Origin of the sequence: Streptomyces sp. NBC_00377, from assembly GCF_036075115.1 — a bacterium.
Taxonomy (GTDB): domain Bacteria; phylum Actinomycetota; class Actinomycetes; order Streptomycetales; family Streptomycetaceae; genus Streptomyces.
In genome coordinates this window covers 5477860-5498119 of sequence record NZ_CP107958.1, presented here as the reverse complement: position 1 = coordinate 5498119, position 20260 = coordinate 5477860, and the positions used below count along the sequence as shown (strand labels likewise).

Annotated in this window: 17 protein-coding genes; 11 read left to right on the top strand and 6 right to left on the bottom strand. The window is 71.2% G+C overall.

What is annotated here, in order from left to right; all coding sequences use genetic code 11:
- Positions 1-22 precede the first annotated feature (22 nt).
- On the top strand, positions 23-1027 hold the full coding sequence (locus OHS71_RS24650; protein ID WP_328481522.1) for a DNA-3-methyladenine glycosylase family protein: 1005 nt from the start codon (positions 23-25) through the stop codon (positions 1025-1027).
- Positions 1028-1130: 103 nt separating this feature from the next.
- Here the strand turns inward: OHS71_RS24650 and OHS71_RS24645 are convergent, their stop codons facing one another.
- Together OHS71_RS24645 and OHS71_RS24640 are read right to left on the bottom strand one after the other, a co-directional pair.
- Positions 1131-2213 carry an NDP-sugar synthase gene (locus OHS71_RS24645; RefSeq protein WP_328481521.1) on the bottom strand — a complete coding sequence of 361 codons (1083 nt, stop codon included), beginning with the start codon at positions 2211-2213 and terminating at the stop codon, positions 1131-1133.
- A 228-nt stretch (positions 2214-2441) separates the two neighbouring features.
- Entirely contained in the window at positions 2442-4040 is a 1599-nt protein-coding gene (locus OHS71_RS24640; RefSeq protein WP_328481520.1) for a peptidoglycan recognition protein family protein, read from the bottom strand.
- Positions 4041-4179: 139 nt separating this feature from the next.
- Between OHS71_RS24640 and OHS71_RS24635 the strand changes: the two genes are divergently transcribed.
- The 4 genes from OHS71_RS24635 (at position 4180) to OHS71_RS24620 (ending at position 10435) form a co-directional block, all read left to right on the top strand.
- Positions 4180-4938, top strand: coding sequence for a TIGR03089 family protein (locus tag OHS71_RS24635; protein WP_328481519.1), 759 nt, complete (start codon positions 4180-4182; stop codon positions 4936-4938).
- A 535-nt stretch (positions 4939-5473) separates the two neighbouring features.
- Positions 5474-6706 carry an LCP family protein gene (locus OHS71_RS24630; RefSeq protein ID WP_328481518.1) on the top strand — a complete coding sequence of 411 codons (1233 nt, stop codon included), beginning with the start codon at positions 5474-5476 and terminating at the stop codon, positions 6704-6706.
- A 243-nt stretch (positions 6707-6949) separates the two neighbouring features.
- Entirely contained in the window at positions 6950-8725 is a 1776-nt protein-coding gene (locus tag OHS71_RS24625) for an LCP family protein (protein ID WP_328481517.1), read from the top strand.
- 132 nt (positions 8726-8857) lie between these two features.
- Positions 8858-10435, top strand: a complete 1578-nt coding sequence (locus tag OHS71_RS24620) for an LCP family protein (protein WP_328481516.1) — start codon at positions 8858-8860, stop codon at positions 10433-10435.
- Positions 10436-10471: 36 nt separating this feature from the next.
- Here OHS71_RS24620 and OHS71_RS24615 read toward each other — a convergent pair whose 3' ends face one another.
- Entirely contained in the window at positions 10472-11518 is a 1047-nt protein-coding gene (locus OHS71_RS24615) for a glycosyltransferase family 2 protein (protein WP_328481515.1), read from the bottom strand.
- A 131-nt stretch (positions 11519-11649) separates the two neighbouring features.
- Between OHS71_RS24615 and OHS71_RS24610 the strand changes: the two genes are divergently transcribed.
- On the top strand, positions 11650-13110 hold the full coding sequence (locus tag OHS71_RS24610) for an LCP family protein (RefSeq protein ID WP_443047034.1): 1461 nt from the start codon (positions 11650-11652) through the stop codon (positions 13108-13110).
- 132 nt (positions 13111-13242) lie between these two features.
- Positions 13243-13605 (top strand): four-helix bundle copper-binding protein, encoded by a 363-nt coding sequence (locus OHS71_RS24605; protein WP_328481513.1) that lies wholly within the window; start codon positions 13243-13245, stop codon positions 13603-13605.
- A 68-nt stretch (positions 13606-13673) separates the two neighbouring features.
- On the opposite strand, the gene OHS71_RS24600 is transcribed toward OHS71_RS24605, so the two are convergent.
- Entirely contained in the window at positions 13674-14966 is a 1293-nt protein-coding gene (locus OHS71_RS24600; protein ID WP_328481512.1) for an LCP family protein, read from the bottom strand.
- A gap of 120 nt (positions 14967-15086) precedes the next feature.
- Between OHS71_RS24600 and OHS71_RS24595 the strand changes: the two genes are divergently transcribed.
- Positions 15087-15647, top strand: coding sequence for an acyl-CoA thioesterase (locus tag OHS71_RS24595; protein WP_328481511.1), 561 nt, complete (start codon positions 15087-15089; stop codon positions 15645-15647).
- A 95-nt stretch (positions 15648-15742) separates the two neighbouring features.
- Here the strand turns inward: OHS71_RS24595 and OHS71_RS24590 are convergent, their stop codons facing one another.
- Complete coding sequence (locus tag OHS71_RS24590; protein ID WP_328481510.1) at positions 15743-16900, bottom strand: acyl-CoA dehydrogenase family protein; 1158 nt, start codon at positions 16898-16900, stop codon at positions 15743-15745.
- Between the two features lie 197 nt (positions 16901-17097).
- Between OHS71_RS24590 and OHS71_RS24585 the strand changes: the two genes are divergently transcribed.
- Positions 17098-18441 carry a UDP-glucose dehydrogenase family protein gene (locus OHS71_RS24585; RefSeq protein WP_328481509.1) on the top strand — a complete coding sequence of 448 codons (1344 nt, stop codon included), beginning with the start codon at positions 17098-17100 and terminating at the stop codon, positions 18439-18441.
- A gap of 199 nt (positions 18442-18640) precedes the next feature.
- Here OHS71_RS24585 and OHS71_RS24580 read toward each other — a convergent pair whose 3' ends face one another.
- Positions 18641-19174 (bottom strand): CGNR zinc finger domain-containing protein, encoded by a 534-nt coding sequence (locus OHS71_RS24580; protein WP_328481508.1) that lies wholly within the window; start codon positions 19172-19174, stop codon positions 18641-18643.
- Positions 19175-19308: 134 nt separating this feature from the next.
- On the opposite strand from OHS71_RS24580, the gene OHS71_RS24575 reads away from it, so the two are divergent.
- Both OHS71_RS24575 and OHS71_RS24570 read left to right on the top strand, forming a co-directional pair.
- On the top strand, positions 19309-19668 hold the full coding sequence (locus OHS71_RS24575; RefSeq protein WP_328481507.1) for a VOC family protein: 360 nt from the start codon (positions 19309-19311) through the stop codon (positions 19666-19668).
- Positions 19669-19788: 120 nt separating this feature from the next.
- Positions 19789-20187 (top strand): VOC family protein, encoded by a 399-nt coding sequence (locus tag OHS71_RS24570; RefSeq protein WP_328481506.1) that lies wholly within the window; start codon positions 19789-19791, stop codon positions 20185-20187.
- Positions 20188-20260 lie beyond the last annotated feature (73 nt).

Here is a 20260-nt window from a genome sequence, read left to right as displayed (position 1 = left end):
CTCTCCACCCGGGACTTCATTCGTGTCAGGACGGTTCTCCCCCCGGCCCACCCGCACCACCGTGCGCGGCGGGCATGTCGCCGTGCCCGCGGGGGTGCCGCGCCAGGCGTCGGCGCCGGGGCGGGTACGGAACTGGGTGCCCGAAGGGCCGCTCGATCTCGGACTGGTGCTCGGGCCGCTCAGACGTGGGCCCGGCGACCCGACGTTCCGGGCGATGCCGGACGGGTCCGTGTGGCGGGCCAGTCTGACCCCCGCCGGGCCGGGGACGCTGCGCGTGGCCGTGGCCGGCGACGCGGTGCACGCGCAGGCGTGGGGGCCGGGGGCGCAGTGGCTGCTGGAGCAGGTGCCCGAAATGCTCGGGGCCGCGGACTCGCCGGAGGCGTTCGTGCCCCGGCATCGCGTCGTGGCGACGGCGCGCCACCGGCGGCCGGGGCTCAGGCTGACGCGGACCGGGCTGGTGCTGGAGTCGTTGATCCCTTCCGTGCTGGAGCAGAAGGTCACCGCCGACGAGGCGTACCGGGCCTGGCGCCTGCTGGTGCGCAAGTTCGGGGAGCCCGCGCCGGGGCCCGCGGCGGGCGGACGGCTGTGGGTGATGCCGGCGCCCCGGACGTGGGCGCTGATCCCGTCCTGGGAGTGGCATCGGGCGGGGGTCGACAACAAGCGGGCGTCGACGATCCTGCGGGCCGTCCGCGTGGCCGGCCGGCTGGAGGAGGCGATGGGGATGGCTCCGGCGCAGGCGCAGGCCCGGTTGGAGGTCGTGCCGGGGATCGGGCCGTGGACGTCCGCGGAGACCGTGCAGCGCAGCCATGGGGCGGCGGACGCGGTGACCGTGGGGGATCTGCATCTGCCGGGGATCGTGGGATGGGCGCTGGCCGGGGACCGGGACGCCGATGACTCGGTGATGCTGGAGTTGCTGGAGCCGTACGCGGGACAGCGGCACCGGGCGGCCCGGCTGATCCTGTTGAGTGGCCGGGTGCCGGCCCGACGGGCGCCGAAGATGCCTCGGGGAGACATCGGGAAGTGGTGAGGGGCAGCGCGGCGAGCGGTGGGAGCGGGGGAACTCCGTGCCCGCCGCCCTCACCGCAGGTGCCCTCCTGCCGTAGGTGACCTCCTGCCCCGGGAGGCTCCCGCTACTGGTCCGAGGAGAACCGCACCGCGCCCGCCGGGATTCTCGCGTCGCACCACACCCTCGCGCCGTCGCGGAGTTCGTTGTCGGGGCCGACGATCGCGCCGTCGCCGATGACCGTGCCGGTGAGCACGGAGCGTTCGCCCACGCGCGCCCGGGCGCCGATGAGGGAGTCGGTGATGACGGCGCCCGGTTCGATGACGGCGCCGGGCAGGATCGTCGAGCCGAAGACCCTCGCGCCCTCCGCCACGAACGCGCCCTCGCCCACCACCGTGCCGCCCGTCAGCTTGGCGTCGGGGGCGACCATGGCCGTCGGGAGGACCAGGCGGTCGCCGCAGCGGCCGGGGACCGCGGGCGACGGGGCCCGGCCGAGGACCAGGTCCGCCGAGCCCCGTACGAAGGCCGCCGGGGTGCCGAGGTCCAGCCAGTACGTCGAGTCGACCATGCCCTGGAGGTGGGCTCCGGCCGACAGGAGGTCGGGGAACGTCTCACGCTCCACGGACACCGCACGGCCCTGCGGGATCGTGTCGATGACCGAGCGACGGAAGACGTACGCTCCCGCGTTGATCTGGTCGGTGACGATCTCCTCCGGCGTCTGCGGCTTCTCCAGGAACGCCAGGACCTTGCCCGTGCCGTCCGTGGGGACGAGTCCGTAGGCCCTCGGGTCCGTCACCTTCGTCAGGTGCAGGGAGACGTCCGCCCCGGTCGTCTCGTGGGTGGCCACCAGTCTGCCGATGTCCAGGCCGGTGAGGATGTCGCCGTTGAAGACCAGGACCGGGTCGTCGGGGCCCGAGCGCAGCCGGGACGCCACGTTGCGGATCGCGCCGCCCGTGCCGAGGGGTTCGTCCTCCGTGACGTACTCGATGTGCAGGCCCAGTGCCGAACCGTCACCGAAGTACGGTTCGAAGACCTCCGCCAGATAGCTCGTCGCGAGGACGATGTGGTCGACTCCCGCCGCCTTCGCCCTCGCCAGTTGATGCGTGAGGAACGGCACCCCCGCCGCCCTGACCATGGGTTTGGGCGTGTGCACCGTGAGTGGGCGCAGCCGGGTGCCCTTGCCGCCGACCAGGAGGATCGCTTCTGTCACCGTCGTCTCTGCTTCCTGCCGGGACCGGCCGAACTGTCATTCGACCGGCCAGTGTATGCAGACCGTTGTGTTGCGAATTCCAGGCCGTTGGCGTTCCGTCCCAGTCCCGGGAGACTGTCCCCCCGACGGCTGCTGAATGTGCCCCCATCTGGATGTGCGCTCCGGCCGTACGGGGGCGTGCGGCCGCCGGGGCTCCCCAGGCCCCGGGGCTCCCGAACCGGATCCCCCTCAGCGCCCCTGGTAGCGCGCCGCGGTCGAGCGGGCCGAGCCGAGCTTGCCGTAGAGCTGCTTGCCCGGGCATTCCGTGGCGAACCCGTCCCGGTGACCCGAGATCACGTTCAGTCGCACGTTCTTTCCCTTTCCGTAGAGATTGCCACCTCCCGACTTCAGGTATGTCGTTCCTTTCGGATTCGCCCCGAAGAGGCCGAGCTTCCATGCCGTCAGGCTCGCGATGGCGTTGACCGTGGCGGTGTTCGGCTTGGCGGAGGTGAACGTGCCGAGGACGGCGATCCCCATGCTGTTGGTGTTGAACCCGAGGGTGTGGGCGCCCATGACGGGCTTCGCCACTCCCCCGGCGCGGCCCTCGTAGATCTTCCCGCACTTGTCGACGAGGAAGTTGTAGCCGATGTCGCGCCAGCCCATGCTCTTCACGTGGTAGCGGTAGATGCCACGGATGACGGACGGGGCCTGCGAGCACTTGTAGCTGTTGCCCGAGGCCGTGTGGTGCACGAAGGCCGCCTTGACCGTCGTCGTGTAGGCGAACGCCCTCTCGCGCAGGTTCTCGTCGGCGCCCCAGCCGCGACGCGTGACGATGCTCGGGCGCGGGCCGATGTACGGCTTCACCCGCTGGGCCGCCGTCAGTTCCTGCCCCCGCAGGGCGAGGAGCTCGCGCTCGGTGCCCCGGCGGTCCAGGGAGGGGATCTCCGTGGCGCCGAGCGGGGCGAGCTGCGCGTTGGCGGCGGAGGCCGCGGTCGCCTCGGCGGTCATGGCCGCGGGCTTGGCGTTCATGGCGACGGGCTCGGCGCCGTCCGCGGCCTCCGCGCCCGCGGGCGCCTCGGCCGCGCCGGCCGCTTCCGGGGCGTCCGCCGGACGGGACCCGGTGGTCAGCGCCCGGTTGTGCGGCGGGCCCGCGGGGGCGTGCTCGGGGGGCGCCGATCCCGGGTCGACGAGTTCCAGCCGGAGTCCGGTGGGGAGCGGGGAGATGGTCGAGGAGGTGCGGGGACCCCGGGCCGTCTCCTCCGTACGGAGTTCGGTGTCGGGGTGGACGCGGATCTCGACGCCGTCGGAATCACCCACCCACAGCGGGGCCGTGGCACCGCGCACCCGGCCCGAGGCGCTCTCGGGAGTCCCGGGGTCGGCGCCGTGGTCGGCGTTGTGGGTCTCGACGTCCTGCCAGCCGGACCAGGCGCCGGTGCCGGACGGACGGGTGCGGACCTGGACGCGGCCGTGGAGCTCCGCGGCCGGGTCGTCCCAGACGACTCCGAGGAGGGAGAAGCGGCGTACGTCCCGGCGGGTGAGCCCCTGTTCGGCGACAGCGCCGCCCAGGGTTCGGCTGCCGGTGAGAGCGGTGAGGGGCAGCGACTGGGTGCTGCCAGGAAGGTCGGGGAGGTCGGGGACAGCGGAGTCGGGGACAGCGGAGCTGTCCGGTCGGTCGGGGAGGCGGGGGGCGGTCGGGGTGTCGGGGCCGGCGGCCCTGGTCGTCCCGGTGGGCGCCGCCTCTGCGGCCGGCGCCGGTCGCGCCGTCGCCGCGTTGGCGGGAGGCGTCAGCGGGAGGGCGAGTGCCGCCGCGCAGGTGACGCCGATCGAGGAAGCAAGCAATCCACGCATGCCAACGATCCTGGTCATAGTCATACATTTCTGTCCATCGGTGAGTTGACGGGCCGTCGGGCCCGTTCCGCCGAACCGGTGGCGCCGCGAGGGCCCGCGGAGCGATGGGGCGACAGCGGCGGCGCGTACGCTTGCGCGGGTGACTGCCACCGACCGCACCCCTGCCGACCTGCTGCGTTCCGCGCTCGCCACGGATCCCGCACGCCCCTTGGTGACCTTCTACGACGACGCCACAGGCGAACGGGTCGAATTGTCCGTGGCCACCTTCGCCAACTGGGTGGCCAAGACCGCCAACCTCCTTCAGGACGGGCTGTCCGCCGAGCCCGGCGACCGGGTCGCGCTGCTGCTGCCCGCGCACTGGCAGACGGCGGTGTGGCTGCTGGCGTGTTCGTCGGTGGGTGTCGTCGCGGACGTGGCCGGGGACCCGGCGCGCGCGGATGTCGTCGTCGCCGGACCCGGGCACTTCGAGGCGGGGCTGGCGTGCCGGGGCGAGCGGTACGCGCTGTCGCTTGCGCCGCTCGGGCGACGGTTCGTGCCGGGTCCTCCCGAGGGGTACGAGGACTACGCCGTGAACGTCCCGACGTTCGGGGACCGTTTCGCGCCGTACGTTCCCGTGGGCCCCGAGGAGCCCGCACTGATCGTGGCCGGGGCGGAGTACACGGGGGCGGAGATCGTGGAACGGGCGCGCGCGTCGGCGGCGGGACTGGGGCTCACGGGGCCCGGGTCCCGGCTGCTGTCGGGGCTGCCGTACGACACATGGGAGGGGCTCGCCGCCGGGCTGTACGCGCCGCTGGCGAGCGGGGGGTCCGTGGTGCTGTGCCGGAACCTGGCGGAGGCCGACGAGGAGGCTGTCGCCAGGCGGGTGGAGAGCGAGCGGGTGACGGCGACCGCACGGTAGCCGTCCGGGCCGGCGATAGCCGTCCGGGCGGGCGGCAGCCGTCCGGGCGGGCGGCAGGAATGGCGCCCGGTCGGGTGTCGGCGTCGCGGGGCTGCCGCCCCAGCCCCCCGCTGCGGCTGCGGCTGCGGCTGCGGCTGCGGCTGCGAAAGGTTCTCGTCCCCGACTCCCCCGGGGGAAGATCCCGGACCGGATGACTTCGCGCACTGGCGCCCACCAGGCGCCGGACAGCCGGGTTCACGCTCCCCGCCCATCCGGCACCGCAGCCCGCTGAGCCTGTCGCGCCCGCAGACCCCCGGACACCGCAACGCGCTGCGCCCATGCCACCCGCGGACACCGCAGCCCGCTGGGCCCACCCCGCCCACAAGGCACCGGACAGCCGGCTCACCCCGTCGCGTCCGCCGCCCGGCAGGGCCCCTCACTCGTTCGGCTCAGCTCCGTCCGGCCTCGGGCCGGGGTTCGGGGCATCGTCGTAGGAGCAGCTCTGCACGCTCGTACGGCCGGAGCGGGACCCGGAAGCGGGAGGGGTGGATCGGACGTGAGGAAAGCGGCGGGTCCGGGCGGGCCCCTCCTCGGGCCGGGGGTGGGCGCGTCCGCCGACGGGCGGGGTCTCATACGCCGGCGCCGGCGGCGGTGGCTGCGGTACGGGGCCGGGGCGGTGGGTGTGGTCGTGCTGGCGACCGGGGTGACGGGGTGGGTCGTCTACGCGAAGCTCGACGGGAACATCACGCCCGACGACGCGGCCGCGGCGGAGCTCGCGCGGTATGCGAAGGAGCGGCCGACCTCGTTGGTGAAGGACGCGCAGAACGTCCTGCTCATCGGGTCCGACTCGCGGTCGGGGGACGGCAACCGGAAGTACGGGCGGGACTCCGGGACCGAGCGGTCGGACACGACGATCCTGCTGCATCTGGCGGCCGGACGGCACAGCGCCACCGCCGTCTCCGTCCCGCGCGATCTGATGGTGGACGTGCCGGGCTGTCTGCGGCCGGACGGGAAGCGGACGGAGCCGATGTTCGCGATGTTCAACTCCGCTTTCCAGACCGGGGGTTCGGCCTGCACGATCCGGACGGTGGAGAAGCTGACGGGGGTGCGGATCGACCATCACGTGGTGGTCGACTTCAGCGGCTTCAAGGACATGGTCGACGCCGTGGACGGGGTGGAGGTGTGTCTGAAGAAGCCGATCGACGACAAGGACGCCGGACTGCGGCTGCCCGCCGGGAAGGTCACGCTCGACGGGGAGCAGGCGCTCGGATACGTCCGGGTCCGCAAATCCCTCGGGAACGGCAGCGACACCGACCGGATGGACCGGCAGCAACGGTTCCTCGGTGCGCTCGTCAACAAGGTGCAGAGCAATGACGTCCTGCTGAACCCGGTGAAGCTGTATCCGGTGCTGGACGCGGCGACGTCCTCGCTCACCACCGATCCGGATCTGGCGAGTCTGCGCGGACTCTACGAACTCGTGCGCGGACTGCGGGACATTCCTGCCGAACATGTGCAATTCCTGACCGTTCCACGGGAGTCGTACCTCTACGACGCCAATCGCGACCAACTCGTGGAGCCCGAGGCGGAGAAACTGTTCGAACGGCTGCGCACCGACGCGCCGGTGAGGGTTTCTAAGAGAATTCCCACGAACTCGGCCCCTGCGGAGTCGGCCGACTACGGTCCGTTCCTGTCGAGGGCCGCCGGACGTGCGGCTTCCGGTGCGGTTTCGCCCACTCCGCCCGCTCCCACGTTCCGCGGGACCACCGCCGCCGAGGACGACTGCGGGTAAAGCGCTTGCCAAGCCGAGCCCTTACGGCGAACACAAGTTCAAAGAAATAGGTCGGATTGCCCGGTTGTAGGGGCGTGGAATTTGTCACGGCCGTCGCTTCACGCCGAACAGGGCGGATAGTGTGAGCGATCCGGTGCACCCGGCCGCGAGGTCTCTCCTGGGGTCGCGCACCGAGTGACCGAGACCCGAGCGCCTTGAGGGGGGAAAGGCGCCGCGTGGCCCCGACGGAGGATTCGGACAACCGTGGACGCGCAAGGCCGTGGGCGGGCGGACAACATCGACCCCGCAGACCAGTGGGTGCTCAATCCGAACACCGGCGAATACGAACTGCGACTGACTCCTTCCGCACCGCAATCGGCGGTGCCCGGGCCTCGTAGGGGCGACTCCGGTCGGCCCCGGGGCGGAGGAGGCGAGGCGCGCGGCCGTACGGCGGCGGGTCGGCAGTCGCCTTCGTCGTCGTCCGAGGAGGCGCCGGGCCCGGAGGCCCCTTCGTCGCGCCGTCGCAGAGGCACGCCGGCGGAGGAACCGGCGAACCGGCGTGGGCGCCGGCCGGTGAAGAAGAAGTCGAAGGTGAAGAAGATCCTGCTGTGGACCGGCGGGATCATGGCTTTCGTCCTGGTGGGCACCGCCGGTGCGGCCTACCTCTACATCGAGCACCTCAACGGCAACATCACGTCCGTCTCCGACGACGGCGCGAGCACCGGTGGGTTCAGCAAGGACAAGGCGATCAACCTGCTGGTGATCGGCACCGACAAGCGCACCGGTTCGGGCAACGAGGGCTACGGCGACTCCGGCAGCGTGGGCCACGCGGACACCACGATCCTGCTGCACGTCTCCAAGGACCGGACGAACGCGACCGCGCTCAGCATCCCGCGCGACCTGATCGTGAACGTCCCGAACTGCCGGACCGAGCAGGAGGACGGTTCGTCCAAGGTCATCCCGGGCACGGACAACGTCCGCTTCAACACCAGCCTCGGGCAGGACGGCCGCACGCCCAGCTGCACCGTGCGCACGGTCACCGAGCTGACCGGGATCCAGGCCGACAACTTCATGGTCGCCGACTTCAACGCGGTCAAGACGCTGACCACGGCGGTCGGCGGTGTCGAGGTGTGCCTGGGCAAGGACATCGACGACGAGGACTCGCATCTGAAGCTGTCGAAGGGCACGCACACCATCGAGGGTGAGCAGGCGCTGGCCTTCGTGCGCACCCGGCACTCCGTCGGCTTCGGCGGCGACCTGAGCCGCATCGCTCTTCAGCAGCAGTTCCTCAGCGCGCTGATGCGCAAGCTGAAGTCGAACGACACGCTCACCAGCCCCACCAAGATGCTCAAGCTGGCCGAGGCGGGCACCAAGGCGCTCACCGTCGACAGCAAGCTGGACGAGATCGACAAGCTGAAGGACCTGGGCCTCGAGCTGGGCAAGCTCAACGTCAAGAACCTGACCTTCACCACCGTGCCGGTGGTCGACAACCCGGCCGAGAAGGTCAAGGCCACGGTCGTCGTGAACACGTCGACGGCGCCCACCGTCTTCCAGATGATCAAGGACGACGTCTCCTTCACCGCGGTGAAGCAGCAGGCGGCGGCTTCGAAGGACGCGGCGGCCGCGGCCGCTGCGGCTCGTCTCAAGGGCGCCCAGTCGGCCGCCTCCGCGGTGCGGGTGCAGGTCATGAACGGCGGCGCCCCGGCCGGCAGCGCACAGGAGACTCTTAGCTGGCTGCAGAATGATGAGGGCGTGACGAAGTCCGAGAACGCGGGCAACGCTCCCGCGGCGCTGAGCAGGACCACGCTCGAGTACGCGCCCGACCAGGCCGACCAGGCACGCAAGCTCGCCGCCATCATGGGGCTGCCCGGGACCGCGCTGAAGCCGGGCAAGAGCGTCGAGAACTCCCAGGGTCTGCCGACGATGACGTTGACGCTGGGCAAGGACTTCAAGGGCGCGGGCGTTTCGCTCACGGCTCCGACCGCCGTGCCGGACACGGTCCAGAAGTCCACGGCGGACAAGGTCGAGTGCGCCAAGTAGGTAACCCTTCGGGCCCGTCGAGCGTCTGACTTGACGCGGGACGGGCCCGTGTCAGGCGCACGGCGGGGAGGGGCAGGGGAATTGGCGGGGAACAGCGGGGTGCGGAGAGAGGTTCCCGCGGTCGAGGACACGATGTCCTTGACGACGCGGGAAGAAGAGAGCGCGTCCGAGGGGGGCGGCAGACGCGGCGGGGGGCGCGGCGCGGGCCGCGGCCCGGATCGCAGACGCCGACGTCGACGCGCGTTGCGCTGGTCGGCGACGGTGCTCGCGGTGGTCATACTCGGCGGCGCGGGGGCCGGATACCTCTACTACGAACACCTCAACTCGAACATCAAGCACGACGACCTGAACATCGGCGACGACAAGGACCGGGCGGCCGACACCAAGGCCAACTCGGCCGGGCAGACGGCGCTGAACATCCTGCTGATCGGCTCGGACGCCCGTGACACCGCGGCGAACCAGAAGCTCGGCGGCGCCAAGTACGACTTCGGCGGCCCCCCGCTGGCGGACGTCCAGATGCTGCTGCACATATCGGCGGACCGCAGCAACATGTCGGTGGTGAGCATGCCGCGCGACACCCTGCTGGACATCCCCAAGTGCACGGACCCCGACGACGGGACCACCTACAAGGCGTTGCAGGGCGAGATGACGAACGCGTCGCTCAGCCGCGGCGGCCCGGGCTGCACGGTGGCCACGTGGGAGAAGCTCACGGACATCCACATCGACCACTTCATGATGATCGACTTCGCGGGTGTCGTCTCCATGGCGGACGCGATCGGCGGCGTCCCGGTCTGCGTGGACGCCAACGTCTACTCGCACACCAGCACCGGCAAGGGCTCCGGCCTGAAGCTGGAGGAGGGCACGCACTCCGTCAAGGGCAAGCAGGCCCTCCAGTGGCTGCGCACCCGTTACGGCTTCGAGGACGACACCGACCTGGCCCGCGCCAAGGCGCAGCACCAGTACATGAACTCGATGGTCCGCGAGCTGCGCGCCAGCGCCAAGCTGACCAGCCCCAACAAGCTGCGCAAGCTCGCCGAGGCGGCGACGAAGGCGATCACCGTCGACGACGGCCTCGACACCATCACGAAGATGTACGACCTCGCGGGCGAGCTCCAGAAGGTGCCCACCGACCGCATCACGATGACGACGATGCCCAACCGCTACCAGGGCAGCCGGGTGGTGCCGACGGAGGACGCCAAGCAGCTGTTCCGCCTGGTGCGCGAGGACATCGCCCTGGACGGCAAGGACGCCAAGAAGGCCACCGCCAGCCCCTCGCCGACGGTCACGGACCCGGCCGCCGCGAACGACAGGATCGCGGTGCAGGTGCACAACGGGACGTCCACGAGCGTGCTGGCGGCAGTGCGGGGACGGGCGACGGCGGTGAAGGAGCTCCTGACCGGCAAGGGCTTCACCGAGGCGGTCGCGGACACCTCGCCGGCCACGGCCGTGGCGGCCACGGTGGTCCGCTACCCGAGCGCCGACCTCCAGGGCGACGCCCTGGCGGTGGCCAAGGCCCTCGGCATCCCGGCAGGTCAGGTGAAGAGGACCACCGAGGTCTCCGGGGTCACGGTCGTGGTGGGCGCGGACTGGCGGTCGGATACGGCGTACAAGGCGCCGGTCAAGGACGACAAGACGCCCGACACGGCCGAGGCGATCAACGCGTCCGACACCACCCAGTGCATGCACGTGGACCCGAACTACACCTGGTAGCCCGGGTCCCGGGGTGCTCGCCGCGTCTCGCGGTGCTCAGCGCGCGTCGCTGAGGACCGCGGGGCGCCTCGACGCGATGACCTTCCTGGCCAGCGCCTTCGGACTGGTCAGGAAGCCGAACCCCCACGACATGTGCATGGTGGCGAGGGCCACGGGGATCTGTAGCCGTGCCTTCGCCGGCAGCCCCTTGCCGGCCGGCAGCGAACCGGCGACGATCGCCGCGAGGTAGGCGCCGGGGATCACGAAGCCCAGCGGGGTCAGCGCGGCGCCCACCACGATCCCGGCGGCTATCGCGCACACCGCGGTCGGCGGGGCGAGGTAGCGCAGGTTGATGGAGCCCTCGTGGTAGCGGGCGACGACGTGCCGCCAGCGCCCGTAGTCCTTGTACTGCTTGGCGAGCGCCCTGACGCTGGGCCGCGGCCGGTACGACACCTTGAGCTCGGGCGAGAACCAGATGAGGCCGCCCGCCTCCCTGATGCGGAAGTTCAGCTCCCAGTCCTGGGCGCGGACGAACTCCTCGTTGTAGCCGCCCTGTTGTTCCAGCGCCGCCCGCCGGAAGACGCCGAGGTACACGGTCTCCGCCGGGCCGGCCTGCCCTCCCGTGTGGAAGGCCGCGTTGCCCACCCCGATCTTCGAGGTCATGGCCGCGGCCACCGCGTGCTCCCAGTCGGTCTCGCCCTCGGCGTGCATGATGCCGCCGACGTTCTGCGCGCCGGTCTCCTCCAGGAGACGCACGGCGGTGGCGATGTAGTTCGGCGAGAGCATCCCGTGCCCGTCGACGCGGACGACGATCGGATGGCGGGAGGCCTTGATCGCGGCGTTGAGCGCGGCGGGCGTGCGCCCGGTGGGATTGGGGACGGTGTGCACGCGCTTGTTCCGGCCGGAGGCCGTCTCGGCGACGAGCTCGGCCGCGATCTCTTCCGTACGGTCCGTGGACGGACCGATGGCGATCACGACCTCCATCTCGCCGGCGTACTCCTGCGCGAGGATCGCTTGGACGGCTCCGCGCAGATGCCGCTCCTCGTCGAGGACGGGCATGATGACGGACACGGCGGGGAGCTGCACGTCGGGCTTGGCGTTCATAGGGGGTTCACGTTACCGCGAACGGGGGACACGGCCCGCCCCGCCGGGTGCGCTGCACCGGTCGGCCGATCGTATGGGCCTACTGTTCCAACGGCTCGCCCCGCCCACGGCCGCCGCCCGGAGGTGCCCCCATGCCCGCCACACCGCCCCGGTCCCCGCGTCATCCACGCCCACCGCGTCGTCCGCCCCGTTCCGCCGTCCGGCGCCGGCGCCCCCGCTGGGCCATGCGGGCGACGACCACGCTCTCGGTGGTGCTCCTGGCCGCCGCCGGGATCGGTCACTCGGTGGTCGCCGGTCTCGACGCGGACATCGCCCGGGTCGACCCCTTCAAGGACATGAAGAACCGCCCGCGGGCCGGCCACGGCATGAACCTCCTGCTGGTCGGCACCGACGGACGCGAGGCGGTCAAGGAGGCGGAGCGCCGCCGCTACCGGCTGGGCGGGGCTCCCTGCCACTGCACCGACACGATCATGATCGTGCACATCTCGGAGGACCGTGAGCGGGCCAGCGTCGTCAGTCTCCCGCGCGACTCCTACGCCGTGACGCCCCCGCACACCGACCAGGTCACCGGCGAGGAGCACCGGGGCCACCCGATCAGGATCAACTCGGCGTACGCGGAGGGCGGGCCGCAGCTCACCGTCCGCACGGTCGAGAACATGACCCATGTGAAGATCGACCACTATCTGGAGGTCGACTTCACCAGCTTCATGAAGACGGTGGACGTGCTGGGCGGCGTGAAGATCTGCACGGCGGAGCCTCTGAGGGACACGTACACGGGGCTGGACCTGGCGCCGGGCGCGTACACGCTCAAGGGCGGGCAGGCCCTCCAGTACGTCCGCTCCCGGCACGCGGACGCCTCCTCCGACCTGGGCCGGATGAAGCGCCAACAGCGCTTCCTGGCGGCCCTGGTGGCCCGGGCCACCTCCTCCGGGGTCCTGCTGAACCCCCTGAGGTTCCGGGACGTGACACGGGCGGTGCTCGGCTCGGTGCGGGCCGACCGGGGCTTCGGCACGGACGAACTCCTCGACCTCGGCCGGGCGATGCGCACGTTCTCCCCTTCCTCCTCCGAGTTCACCACCGTCCCCATCGGTCAGATGGGATACGTCGCGAAAGGCATCGGCTCGACGCTGAAGTGGGATCCGGTGCGGTCACAGCGCCTCTTCCGGGCCCTGCGCGACGACGAGCCCCTCGCCGCCGGCGCCCGCCCGCCCGGCGGCGGGGCCACCCGCGTGGACGTGGCCCCGCAGCAGATCCGCGTCCAGGTCGAGAACGGCACCCGTATCGCGGGGCTCGGCGGGCGGGTGGACGCGGCGCTGGCAGCGACGGGCTTCCGCACCACCCGGCAGCCGGTCAGTGCCGCCGCCCCCACCGCCCGGCGCACGGTCGTCGCCTACGACCCCCGCTGGGACCGCTCCGCGAAATCCCTCGCGACCGCCCTTCCGGGCAGCGAACTACGGCCCGTGAAGGGCCTCGGGCCGACCCTGCGGGTCATCGCGGGGAGCGACTTCCGGCAGGTGAGGAAGGTGCGGGCGGCCCAGGCGGAGCAGGGGGAGTTCGGGGTGGTCCGGGGGGACGAAGTGGGCTGCCCCTGAACGGATGTGTGCTTCTGGTGCGAAACGTGCGAATTGGTCTCGACTCCCCGATGGCGCGGGGCACCTGGGGGGCGTACGACGGAAGGGCACGCACGGGGCCCGCCCCGGGCCCCCTCACCCCCAGGAGGAGCCATGACCCAGCCCGGAACCATGACCACCATGAGCAAGGAGATGCAGGACTGCGTCGAGGCGTGCATGACCTGCCACAGCGTGTGCGAGGAGACCATGAGCTCCTGCATGCAGATGGGCGGCCAGGCCCAGATGCAGATCATGCGCGCGCTCATGGACTGCTCCGAGACGACCCGCATGTGCGCCGACATGATGATGCGGCGCTCGCCCATGTCGGCCGAGATGTGCGCGATGTGCGCCAAGGCCTGCGACATGTGCGCCGAGGCGTGTACGGCCATGCCGGACGATCCCCAGATGATGCGCTGCGCCGAGTCCTGTCGCCGCTGCGCCGACATGTGCCGCACGATGGCGGGCGCCACGATGTGACCGCCGGTCGAACGCGAGCGGGGGCGCCCGGTACGGGCGCCCCCTTCTCATGAGCGGGTCACCGCGGCTCAGCTGCCGGTGACCGTGACCTTCTCGTCGTTGTTCAACTCGTTCACCAGCTGCTTCACCTTCGTCTTGTCCCAGACGAGGTTGCCGCCGGAGGAGCCGGAGATCGGCATGTTCAGCGAGGTGCCGTCGCCGCCGTTGACACCCTTCATAGCGAAGAACATGGACCCCAGGTCGTACAGCCCCATGTCCTTGTCGACGATGAGCGAGTCCAGGCCCGCGCTCATCGTCGGGTAGAGCGCGAAGGGGTTCAGGACCGTGCCCGGGGTCGCCACCTCGTGGGCGAGGGCCGCGAGGAACTTCTGCTGGTTCTTGGTGCGCTCCAGGTCGGACGCGGCGAACGCGTGCCGGGTGCGGACGAAGGCCAGCGCCTCCTCGCCGTTCAGGGTCTGCTTGCCCGCCTGGAAGTCGGCGCCCGAGTACTTGTCCTTGAAGGCCTTGTCGATGGTGATCTCGACACCGCCGACCGCGTCGACGATGTTCGCGAAGCCGGCGAAGCCGATCTCGACGTAGTGGTCGATGCGCAGGCCGGTGTTGAACTCGATCGTGCGCACCAGCAGTTCCGGGCCGTCCGTCGCGTACGCGGCGTTCAGCTTCACGTGCCGGCCGGTGCCCTTGTACGTCTTGCCGGACTCGGAGCCGACGAACGTCGGGATCTCCACGTCGGAGTCGCGCGGGAGCGAGACCAGCGTGTCGCCGTTGGAGCCGACGTGCAGGATCATCATCGAGTCCGTGCGCTTGCCCTCGGCGGAACCGGTGTGCAGTTCCTTCTTCTCCTCGGCGGACAGGCCCTCACGGCTGTCGGAGCCGACGATCAGGTAGTTCGTCCCGTCGCCGCCCTCGGGCCGGTCGATGACCTTCGACAGGTCGACCTCGCGCTTCAGCTTGCCGTCGGCCCAGAAGTAGGTGCCGACCGAGGTGACGACCAGCACGGTCAGGACGCTGATCGCCGTCCACTTGATGCGCCGGCGCCAGTTCGGAGCGGGGCGCGGGGCGCGGGTCCCGTAGCCCCCGGGGTCCCCGGGACCACCGGAGTCGCCCCCGCCGCCCCCGTAGACCTGGCCCGAGCTGTAGCCGCTGTCGTAGCCGGCGCCCCGGGCGTCGGTGAAGTCGCCGTACCCCTGACCGTTGACGTACGACGGCTGCTGCGGAACACCCCCGCCCTGCGGCGGCGCGGCCGGGCCGCGGCGGACCTGCCGCATGACACGCGGGCTCTCGGGCTGCGCGTTGGCGCTGCCGCCGCCGTACCGGTTGCCGCGGTCGCTGTCGGACCATCCCTCGGGCCAATCGTTCATGCGGACCAGTGTGCAGGGCAGTGCTGTGTGCCTTACAAGGGCCGTCGGAGAATCAGGGCCCCGCTGTTGCCAAGCTGACACAAAATCCCGGCTTGTCCCCCTCGGCATAAGGTGGAGGCCATGACAGACCAGGTCACCGCGGCGGACTCGGGCAGTACCCCGGACATCCCGGGCAAGCCCACGTCCGCGTCCCGCACCACCCTCAGCCACATCATGACCCACAACGACACCAACCTGCTGGGCACGGTGCACGGCGGTGTGATCATGAAACTCGTCGACGACGCGGCGGGCGCGGTGGCCGGACGGCACTCCGGCGGACCCGCCGTCACCGCGTCCATGGACGAGATGGCGTTCCTGGAGCCGGTCCGCGTCGGCGACCTCGTCCATGTGAAGGCTCAGGTCAACTGGACCGGCAGGACCTCGATGGAGGTCGGCGTCCGGGTCCTGGCCGAACGCTGGAACGAGTCCGCTCCGGCCACCCAGGTCGGCTCGGCCTACCTGGTCTTCGCCGCCGTCGACGCCGACGGCAAGCCCCGTGCGGTCCCGCCGGTCGTCCCGGAGACGGAACGCGACGAACGCCGCTACCAGGAGGCCCAGATCCGCCGTACCCACCGGCTGGCCCGGCGGCGCGCGATCAGGGAACTGCGCGAGCGCCGGGTCGCGGAGGGGTTCGGGGACTGAGCGGGCGCCCGCGTCGGCACACGGCAACGGCCCCCGGCAGGACGTCGGGGGCCGTGTCGTTCGTGCAGCGGGTCAGCAGCCGCGAAGGCCCCCCGTCAGGGAAGGTTCCTCGCCATCACGATCCGCTGCACTTGGTTCGTACCCTCATAAATCTGCGTGATCTTCGCGTCGCGCATCATCCGCTCCACCGGGTAGTCCCGGGTGTAGCCGTAGCCGCCGAGGAGCTGGACCGCGTCCGTGGTGACCTCCATCGCCACGTCCGAGGCGAAGCACTTGGCGGCCGCGCCCTGGAAGGTGAGGTCGGCGTCCAGACGCTCGGACTTGGCCGCCGCCGCGTACGTCAGCTGACGGGCCGCCTCGATCTTCATGGCCATGTCGGCGAGCATGAACTGGATGCCCTGGAAGTCGGCGATCGCCTTGCCGAACTGCTTGCGCTCCTGGACGTAGCCCTTGGCGTAGTCGAAGGCGCCCTGGGCGACGCCCAGCGCCTGCGCGGCGATCGTGATGCGGGTGTGGTCCAGGGTCTTCATCGCGGTGAGGAAGCCCGTGCCCTCCTCGCCGATCATGCGGTCGGCCGGGATGCGGACGTTGTCGAAGTAGACCTCGCGGGTCGGGGAGCCCTTGATGCCGAGCTTCTTCTCCGGGGCACCGAAGGAGACGCCCGGGTCGGACTTCTCCACGACGAACGCCGAGATTCCCTTGCTGCGCTTCGACGGGTCCGTCACGGCCATCACCGTGTAGTACTCGGAGACCCCGGCGTTGGTGATCCAGCGCTTCACGCCGTTCAGGATCCAGTGGTCGCCGTCGCGGACCGCCTTGGTCTTCATGCCGGCCGCGTCCGAACCGGCGTCAGGCTCGGAGAGGGCGTACGAGAACATCGCGTCGCCCTTGGCGAGCGGCGTCAGGTACTTCTTCTTCAGGTCCTCGGAGCCCGAGAGGATCACCGGCAGGGAGCCCAGTTTGTTCACCGCGGGGATCAGCGAGGAGGACACGCAGGCCCGCGCCACCTCCTCGATCACGATCACCGTGGCGAGGGCGTCCGCGCCGGCGCCGCCGTACGACTCGGGAACGTGCACCGCGTGCAGGTCGCTCGCCACCAGGGCGTCCAGCGCCTCCTGCGGGAACCGGGCCTCCTCGTCCACCGCGGCGGCGAACGGCGCGATCTTCGCCTCGGAGAGCGAGCGGATGGCGTCGCGGAGCATGTCGTGCTCCTCGGACGGGCGGTACAGGTCGAAGTCAGCCGATCCGGCCAAGGTGTCTCACGCTCCAAAACGCTACGGTCACCGACGCTAATTACCGTTAAGTAACTCAAATTTTAAAGGTCCGCCCACCCGAGTGATACGTGAGTTTGGCGACAGGGCCTCCCGCCCGGCAACCGCCCCGTGAGGGGAGCCGACACGCCGCGGCTATGCTCGGGCGCGCAGCGACGACACCCCCACCAGGAGCATCCATGGCCCTCAAGATCACCGTGATCGGCACCGGCTATCTCGGCGCGACGCACGCCGCGGCCATGGCCGAGCTGGGCTTCGAGGTGCTCGCTCTCGATGTGGTGCGCGAGAAGATCGAGATGCTCGAGCGGGGCGAGACCCCCATGTACGAGCCGGGGCTCGAGGAGCTGCTGCGCCGCCATGTCCCCGGCTTCGAGGGGTCGAGCGGACGGCTGCGGTTCACCCAGGACTGGGCCGAGGTGGGGGCCTTCGGCGACGTCCACTTCGTGTGCGTCAACACCCCGCAGAAGCACGGCGAGTACGCGTGCGACATGTCGTACGTCGAGTCCGCCATCGGCTCCCTCGCTCCTCATCTGACGCGGCCCGCGCTCGTCGTCGGCAAGTCCACGGTGCCGGTGGGCTCGGCCGACCGGCTGGCCCGGACGATCGCCGAGCTGGCGCCCGCCGGCGCGGACGCCGAGCTCGCCTGGAACCCGGAGTTCCTGCGCGAGGGGTTCGCCGTCCAGGACACCCTGCACCCGGACCGCATCGTCGTGGGGGTGCGCAGCGAGCGGTCCGAGGCGCTGCTGCGGCAGGTCTACGAGACGCCGATCGGTGAGGGGTCGCCGTTCGTGGTGACCGACTTCCCCACCGCCGAGCTGGTGAAGACCTCGGCGAACTCCTTCCTCGCCACCAAGATCTCCTTCATCAACGCCATGGCGGAGGTGTGCGAGGCCGCCGGCGGCGACGTCGCCAAGCTGGCCGAGGCCATCGGGTACGACGACCGGATCGGGAAGAAGTTCCTGCGGGCCGGGATCGGGTTCGGCGGTGGCTGTCTGCCCAAGGACATCCGGGCCTTCATGGCCCGTGCCGGTGAGCTCGGGGCCGACCAGGCGCTGACCTTCCTGCGCGAGATCGACTCCATCAACATGCGTCAGCGCGGACAGATGGTCGAGCTGGCACGGCAGGCGCTGGGCGGCGGCTCCTTCCTGGGCAGGCGGGTCGCCGTGCTCGGCGCCACCTTCAAGCCCGACTCCGACGACGTACGGGACTCGCCCGCCCTCAACGTCGCCGGGCAGATCCATCTCCAGGGCGGTCAGGTCACGGTGTACGACCCCAAGGGCATGGCGAACGCACGCCGGGTCTTTCCGACGCTCGGGTACGCGGACTCGGCCCTGGAGGCCGTCCGGGGCGCCGACGTCGTCCTCCACCTCACCGAGTGGCGGGAGTTCCGCGACCTGGACCCGGCGGAGCTCGGCGAGGTCGCGTCGGCCCGGCTGATCCTCGACGGACGCAACGCGCTCGACCCGGTGCTGTGGCGCAAGGCCGGCTGGACGTACCGCGCGATGGGCCGTCCGACCGCCTAGGCGGACAGACGCTCAGGCGCTCAGCGCTCAGCGCTCAGGCGGACGAGCCGGATACAGACCGAGCTGATCCAGCCGGATTCGGGCGATCGGGCCGGATGCGGGCGGGCGTGCAGAGCGACGCCGGTTCGGCCGAGGCTCAGTCGGCCGAACCGGCGTCTTGGTGCATTCTGCACCACCGGCCTGTGCCCCGGCCCGTGAACTACTTCGCCCGGTACCGGCGCATCTTCGCGCGCGCCCCGCACACCTGCATCGAGCACCAGCGCCCCCGGCCCCCCGGACTGCGGTCGTAGTAGGCCCAGTGGCAGGTGACGGCCTCGCAGGCCTTCAGCCGGGTCCAGGTGCCCGCGATCAGGGCCTCCGCAACGACCGCGGCCGTACGGGCGAGCAGCGGGACGGCGTCGCCGGGGCCCGCGGGGCCGGGGGCGAGGCGGGCGGAGCCGTCGTGCTCGTCGATCGTCACCAGCAGCGGCGCCGCCGCCAGCAGTTCGCCCAGCGGGGTCACCTCGCGGTGCGGCGGATGGCCCGCGTGCGCCAGCAGGACCGCCCGCAGGGACTCGCGCAGCTCGCGGGCCCGTGCCAGCTCCCCCGCGACGCCTTCGGCGCCCTCCGGCAGTCCGAAGCGGGCCCGGCCCTCGGCCGTGTCCAGCGCGTCCGCGCCCGACTCGATGTCCAGCGTGTTCACCAGGGCCTCGACCAGGGCCAGGCCTCCGGGGGCGGCCGATCGGTCATTCATGCTTGCGACGTTACCGCCTATGCGGCAGCATGCAGTAACCGTTACTGGTTACCCGGTTCTACAGGTAACCCGGAGGGGTCCCCTGAGCGGGTGCCCCGATGCGGGCCCGTTCGTTCCGACCGTGAGGAGAAGTCATGGCTCTCGCCAAGCTGGGTGCCGTCGTTGTGGACTGTCCCGACCCTGGCGCGCTGGCCGGTTTCTACGCCGAGCTGCTGGGCGGCAGCGTCGAGGGTGAGGGCGACTGGGTGGACGTGAAGGTGCCCGGTGGGCAGTCGCTGGCCTTTCAGGCCGCTCCCGGGTTCGTGCCGCCCGCCTGGCCGGCGCCGGATCACTCGCAGCAGTTCCATCTGGATCTGACCGTCGACGACCTGGACGCGGCCGAGCGGGGCGTCCTCGCGCTGGGCGCGAAGCCGCTCGACGCCGACGACCACTCGCGCGGCTTCCGTGTGTACGCCGATCCGGCCGGGCACCCGTTCTGCCTGTGCAACTGCTGAACCGCCGGGCCCGCCGGGGCCGCCGACGAAGCCGGTCGCTCAGCCGGAGGCCGCACGACCGCTGCGAAACCCGCACGACCGCTGAAGAACCCTGTACCGCACTCGAGCCAGGAGGAATTCATGCCGCCCGTCGCCCGCTTCCGTTCCGTGGTCCTCGACTGTCCCGACCCGCGAGCTCTCGCGGAGTTCTACGCGGCGGTCCTGGGCGGTACGCCCGAGGCCGAGGACGGTGAGGACGACTGGTTCGTGCTCCACGTCCCGGACGGCCCCCGGATCGCGTTCCAGCAGGTGGAGGGGTACACCCCGCCGGAGTGGCCGCGCGCCGACCGCAATCCCCAGCAGTTCCACCTCGATCTGGACGGCGGCGCCACCTGGGCGGAGATCGACGCGGCCCACGAGCGGGTGCTGGCGCTCGGCGCGCGACCGCTGGACCTGGAGGACCGGGAGAAGAAGGACTTCCAGGTGTACGCCGATCCGGCGGGGCATCCGTTCTGCCTGTGCCGGATCGAGCGCCCGTAGTTCCCCGCGCCCCTCGGCCGGCCGGGCGGGGCCCCAGGGCCTCTCTTTCGGATCTCGTCGGGGGGCACGGGCC

What these genes read in the sequence shown, in the direction of transcription:
- OHS71_RS24580 (WP_328481508.1), bottom strand. Translation starts at nt 19,174, where the DNA reads ATGAATGACCGATCGGCCGCCCCCGGAGGCCTGGCCCTGGTCGAGGCC.
- OHS71_RS24595 (WP_328481511.1), top strand. Translation starts at nt 15,087, where the DNA reads ATGACAGACCAGGTCACCGCGGCGGACTCGGGCAGTACCCCGGACATC.
- OHS71_RS24585 (WP_328481509.1), top strand. Translation starts at nt 17,098, where the DNA reads ATGGCCCTCAAGATCACCGTGATCGGCACCGGCTATCTCGGCGCGACG.
- OHS71_RS24600 (WP_328481512.1), bottom strand. Translation starts at nt 14,966, where the DNA reads ATGAACGATTGGCCCGAGGGATGGTCCGACAGCGACCGCGGCAACCGG.
- OHS71_RS24640 (WP_328481520.1), bottom strand. Translation starts at nt 4,040, where the DNA reads ATGCGTGGATTGCTTGCTTCCTCGATCGGCGTCACCTGCGCGGCGGCA.
- OHS71_RS24610 (WP_443047034.1), top strand. Translation starts at nt 11,650, where the DNA reads ATGCCCGCCACACCGCCCCGGTCCCCGCGTCATCCACGCCCACCGCGT.
- OHS71_RS24615 (WP_328481515.1), bottom strand. Translation starts at nt 11,518, where the DNA reads ATGAACGCCAAGCCCGACGTGCAGCTCCCCGCCGTGTCCGTCATCATG.
- OHS71_RS24620 (WP_328481516.1), top strand. Translation starts at nt 8,858, where the DNA reads ATGTCCTTGACGACGCGGGAAGAAGAGAGCGCGTCCGAGGGGGGCGGC.
- OHS71_RS24575 (WP_328481507.1), top strand. Translation starts at nt 19,309, where the DNA reads ATGGCTCTCGCCAAGCTGGGTGCCGTCGTTGTGGACTGTCCCGACCCT.
- OHS71_RS24570 (WP_328481506.1), top strand. Translation starts at nt 19,789, where the DNA reads ATGCCGCCCGTCGCCCGCTTCCGTTCCGTGGTCCTCGACTGTCCCGAC.
- OHS71_RS24605 (WP_328481513.1), top strand. Translation starts at nt 13,243, where the DNA reads ATGACCCAGCCCGGAACCATGACCACCATGAGCAAGGAGATGCAGGAC.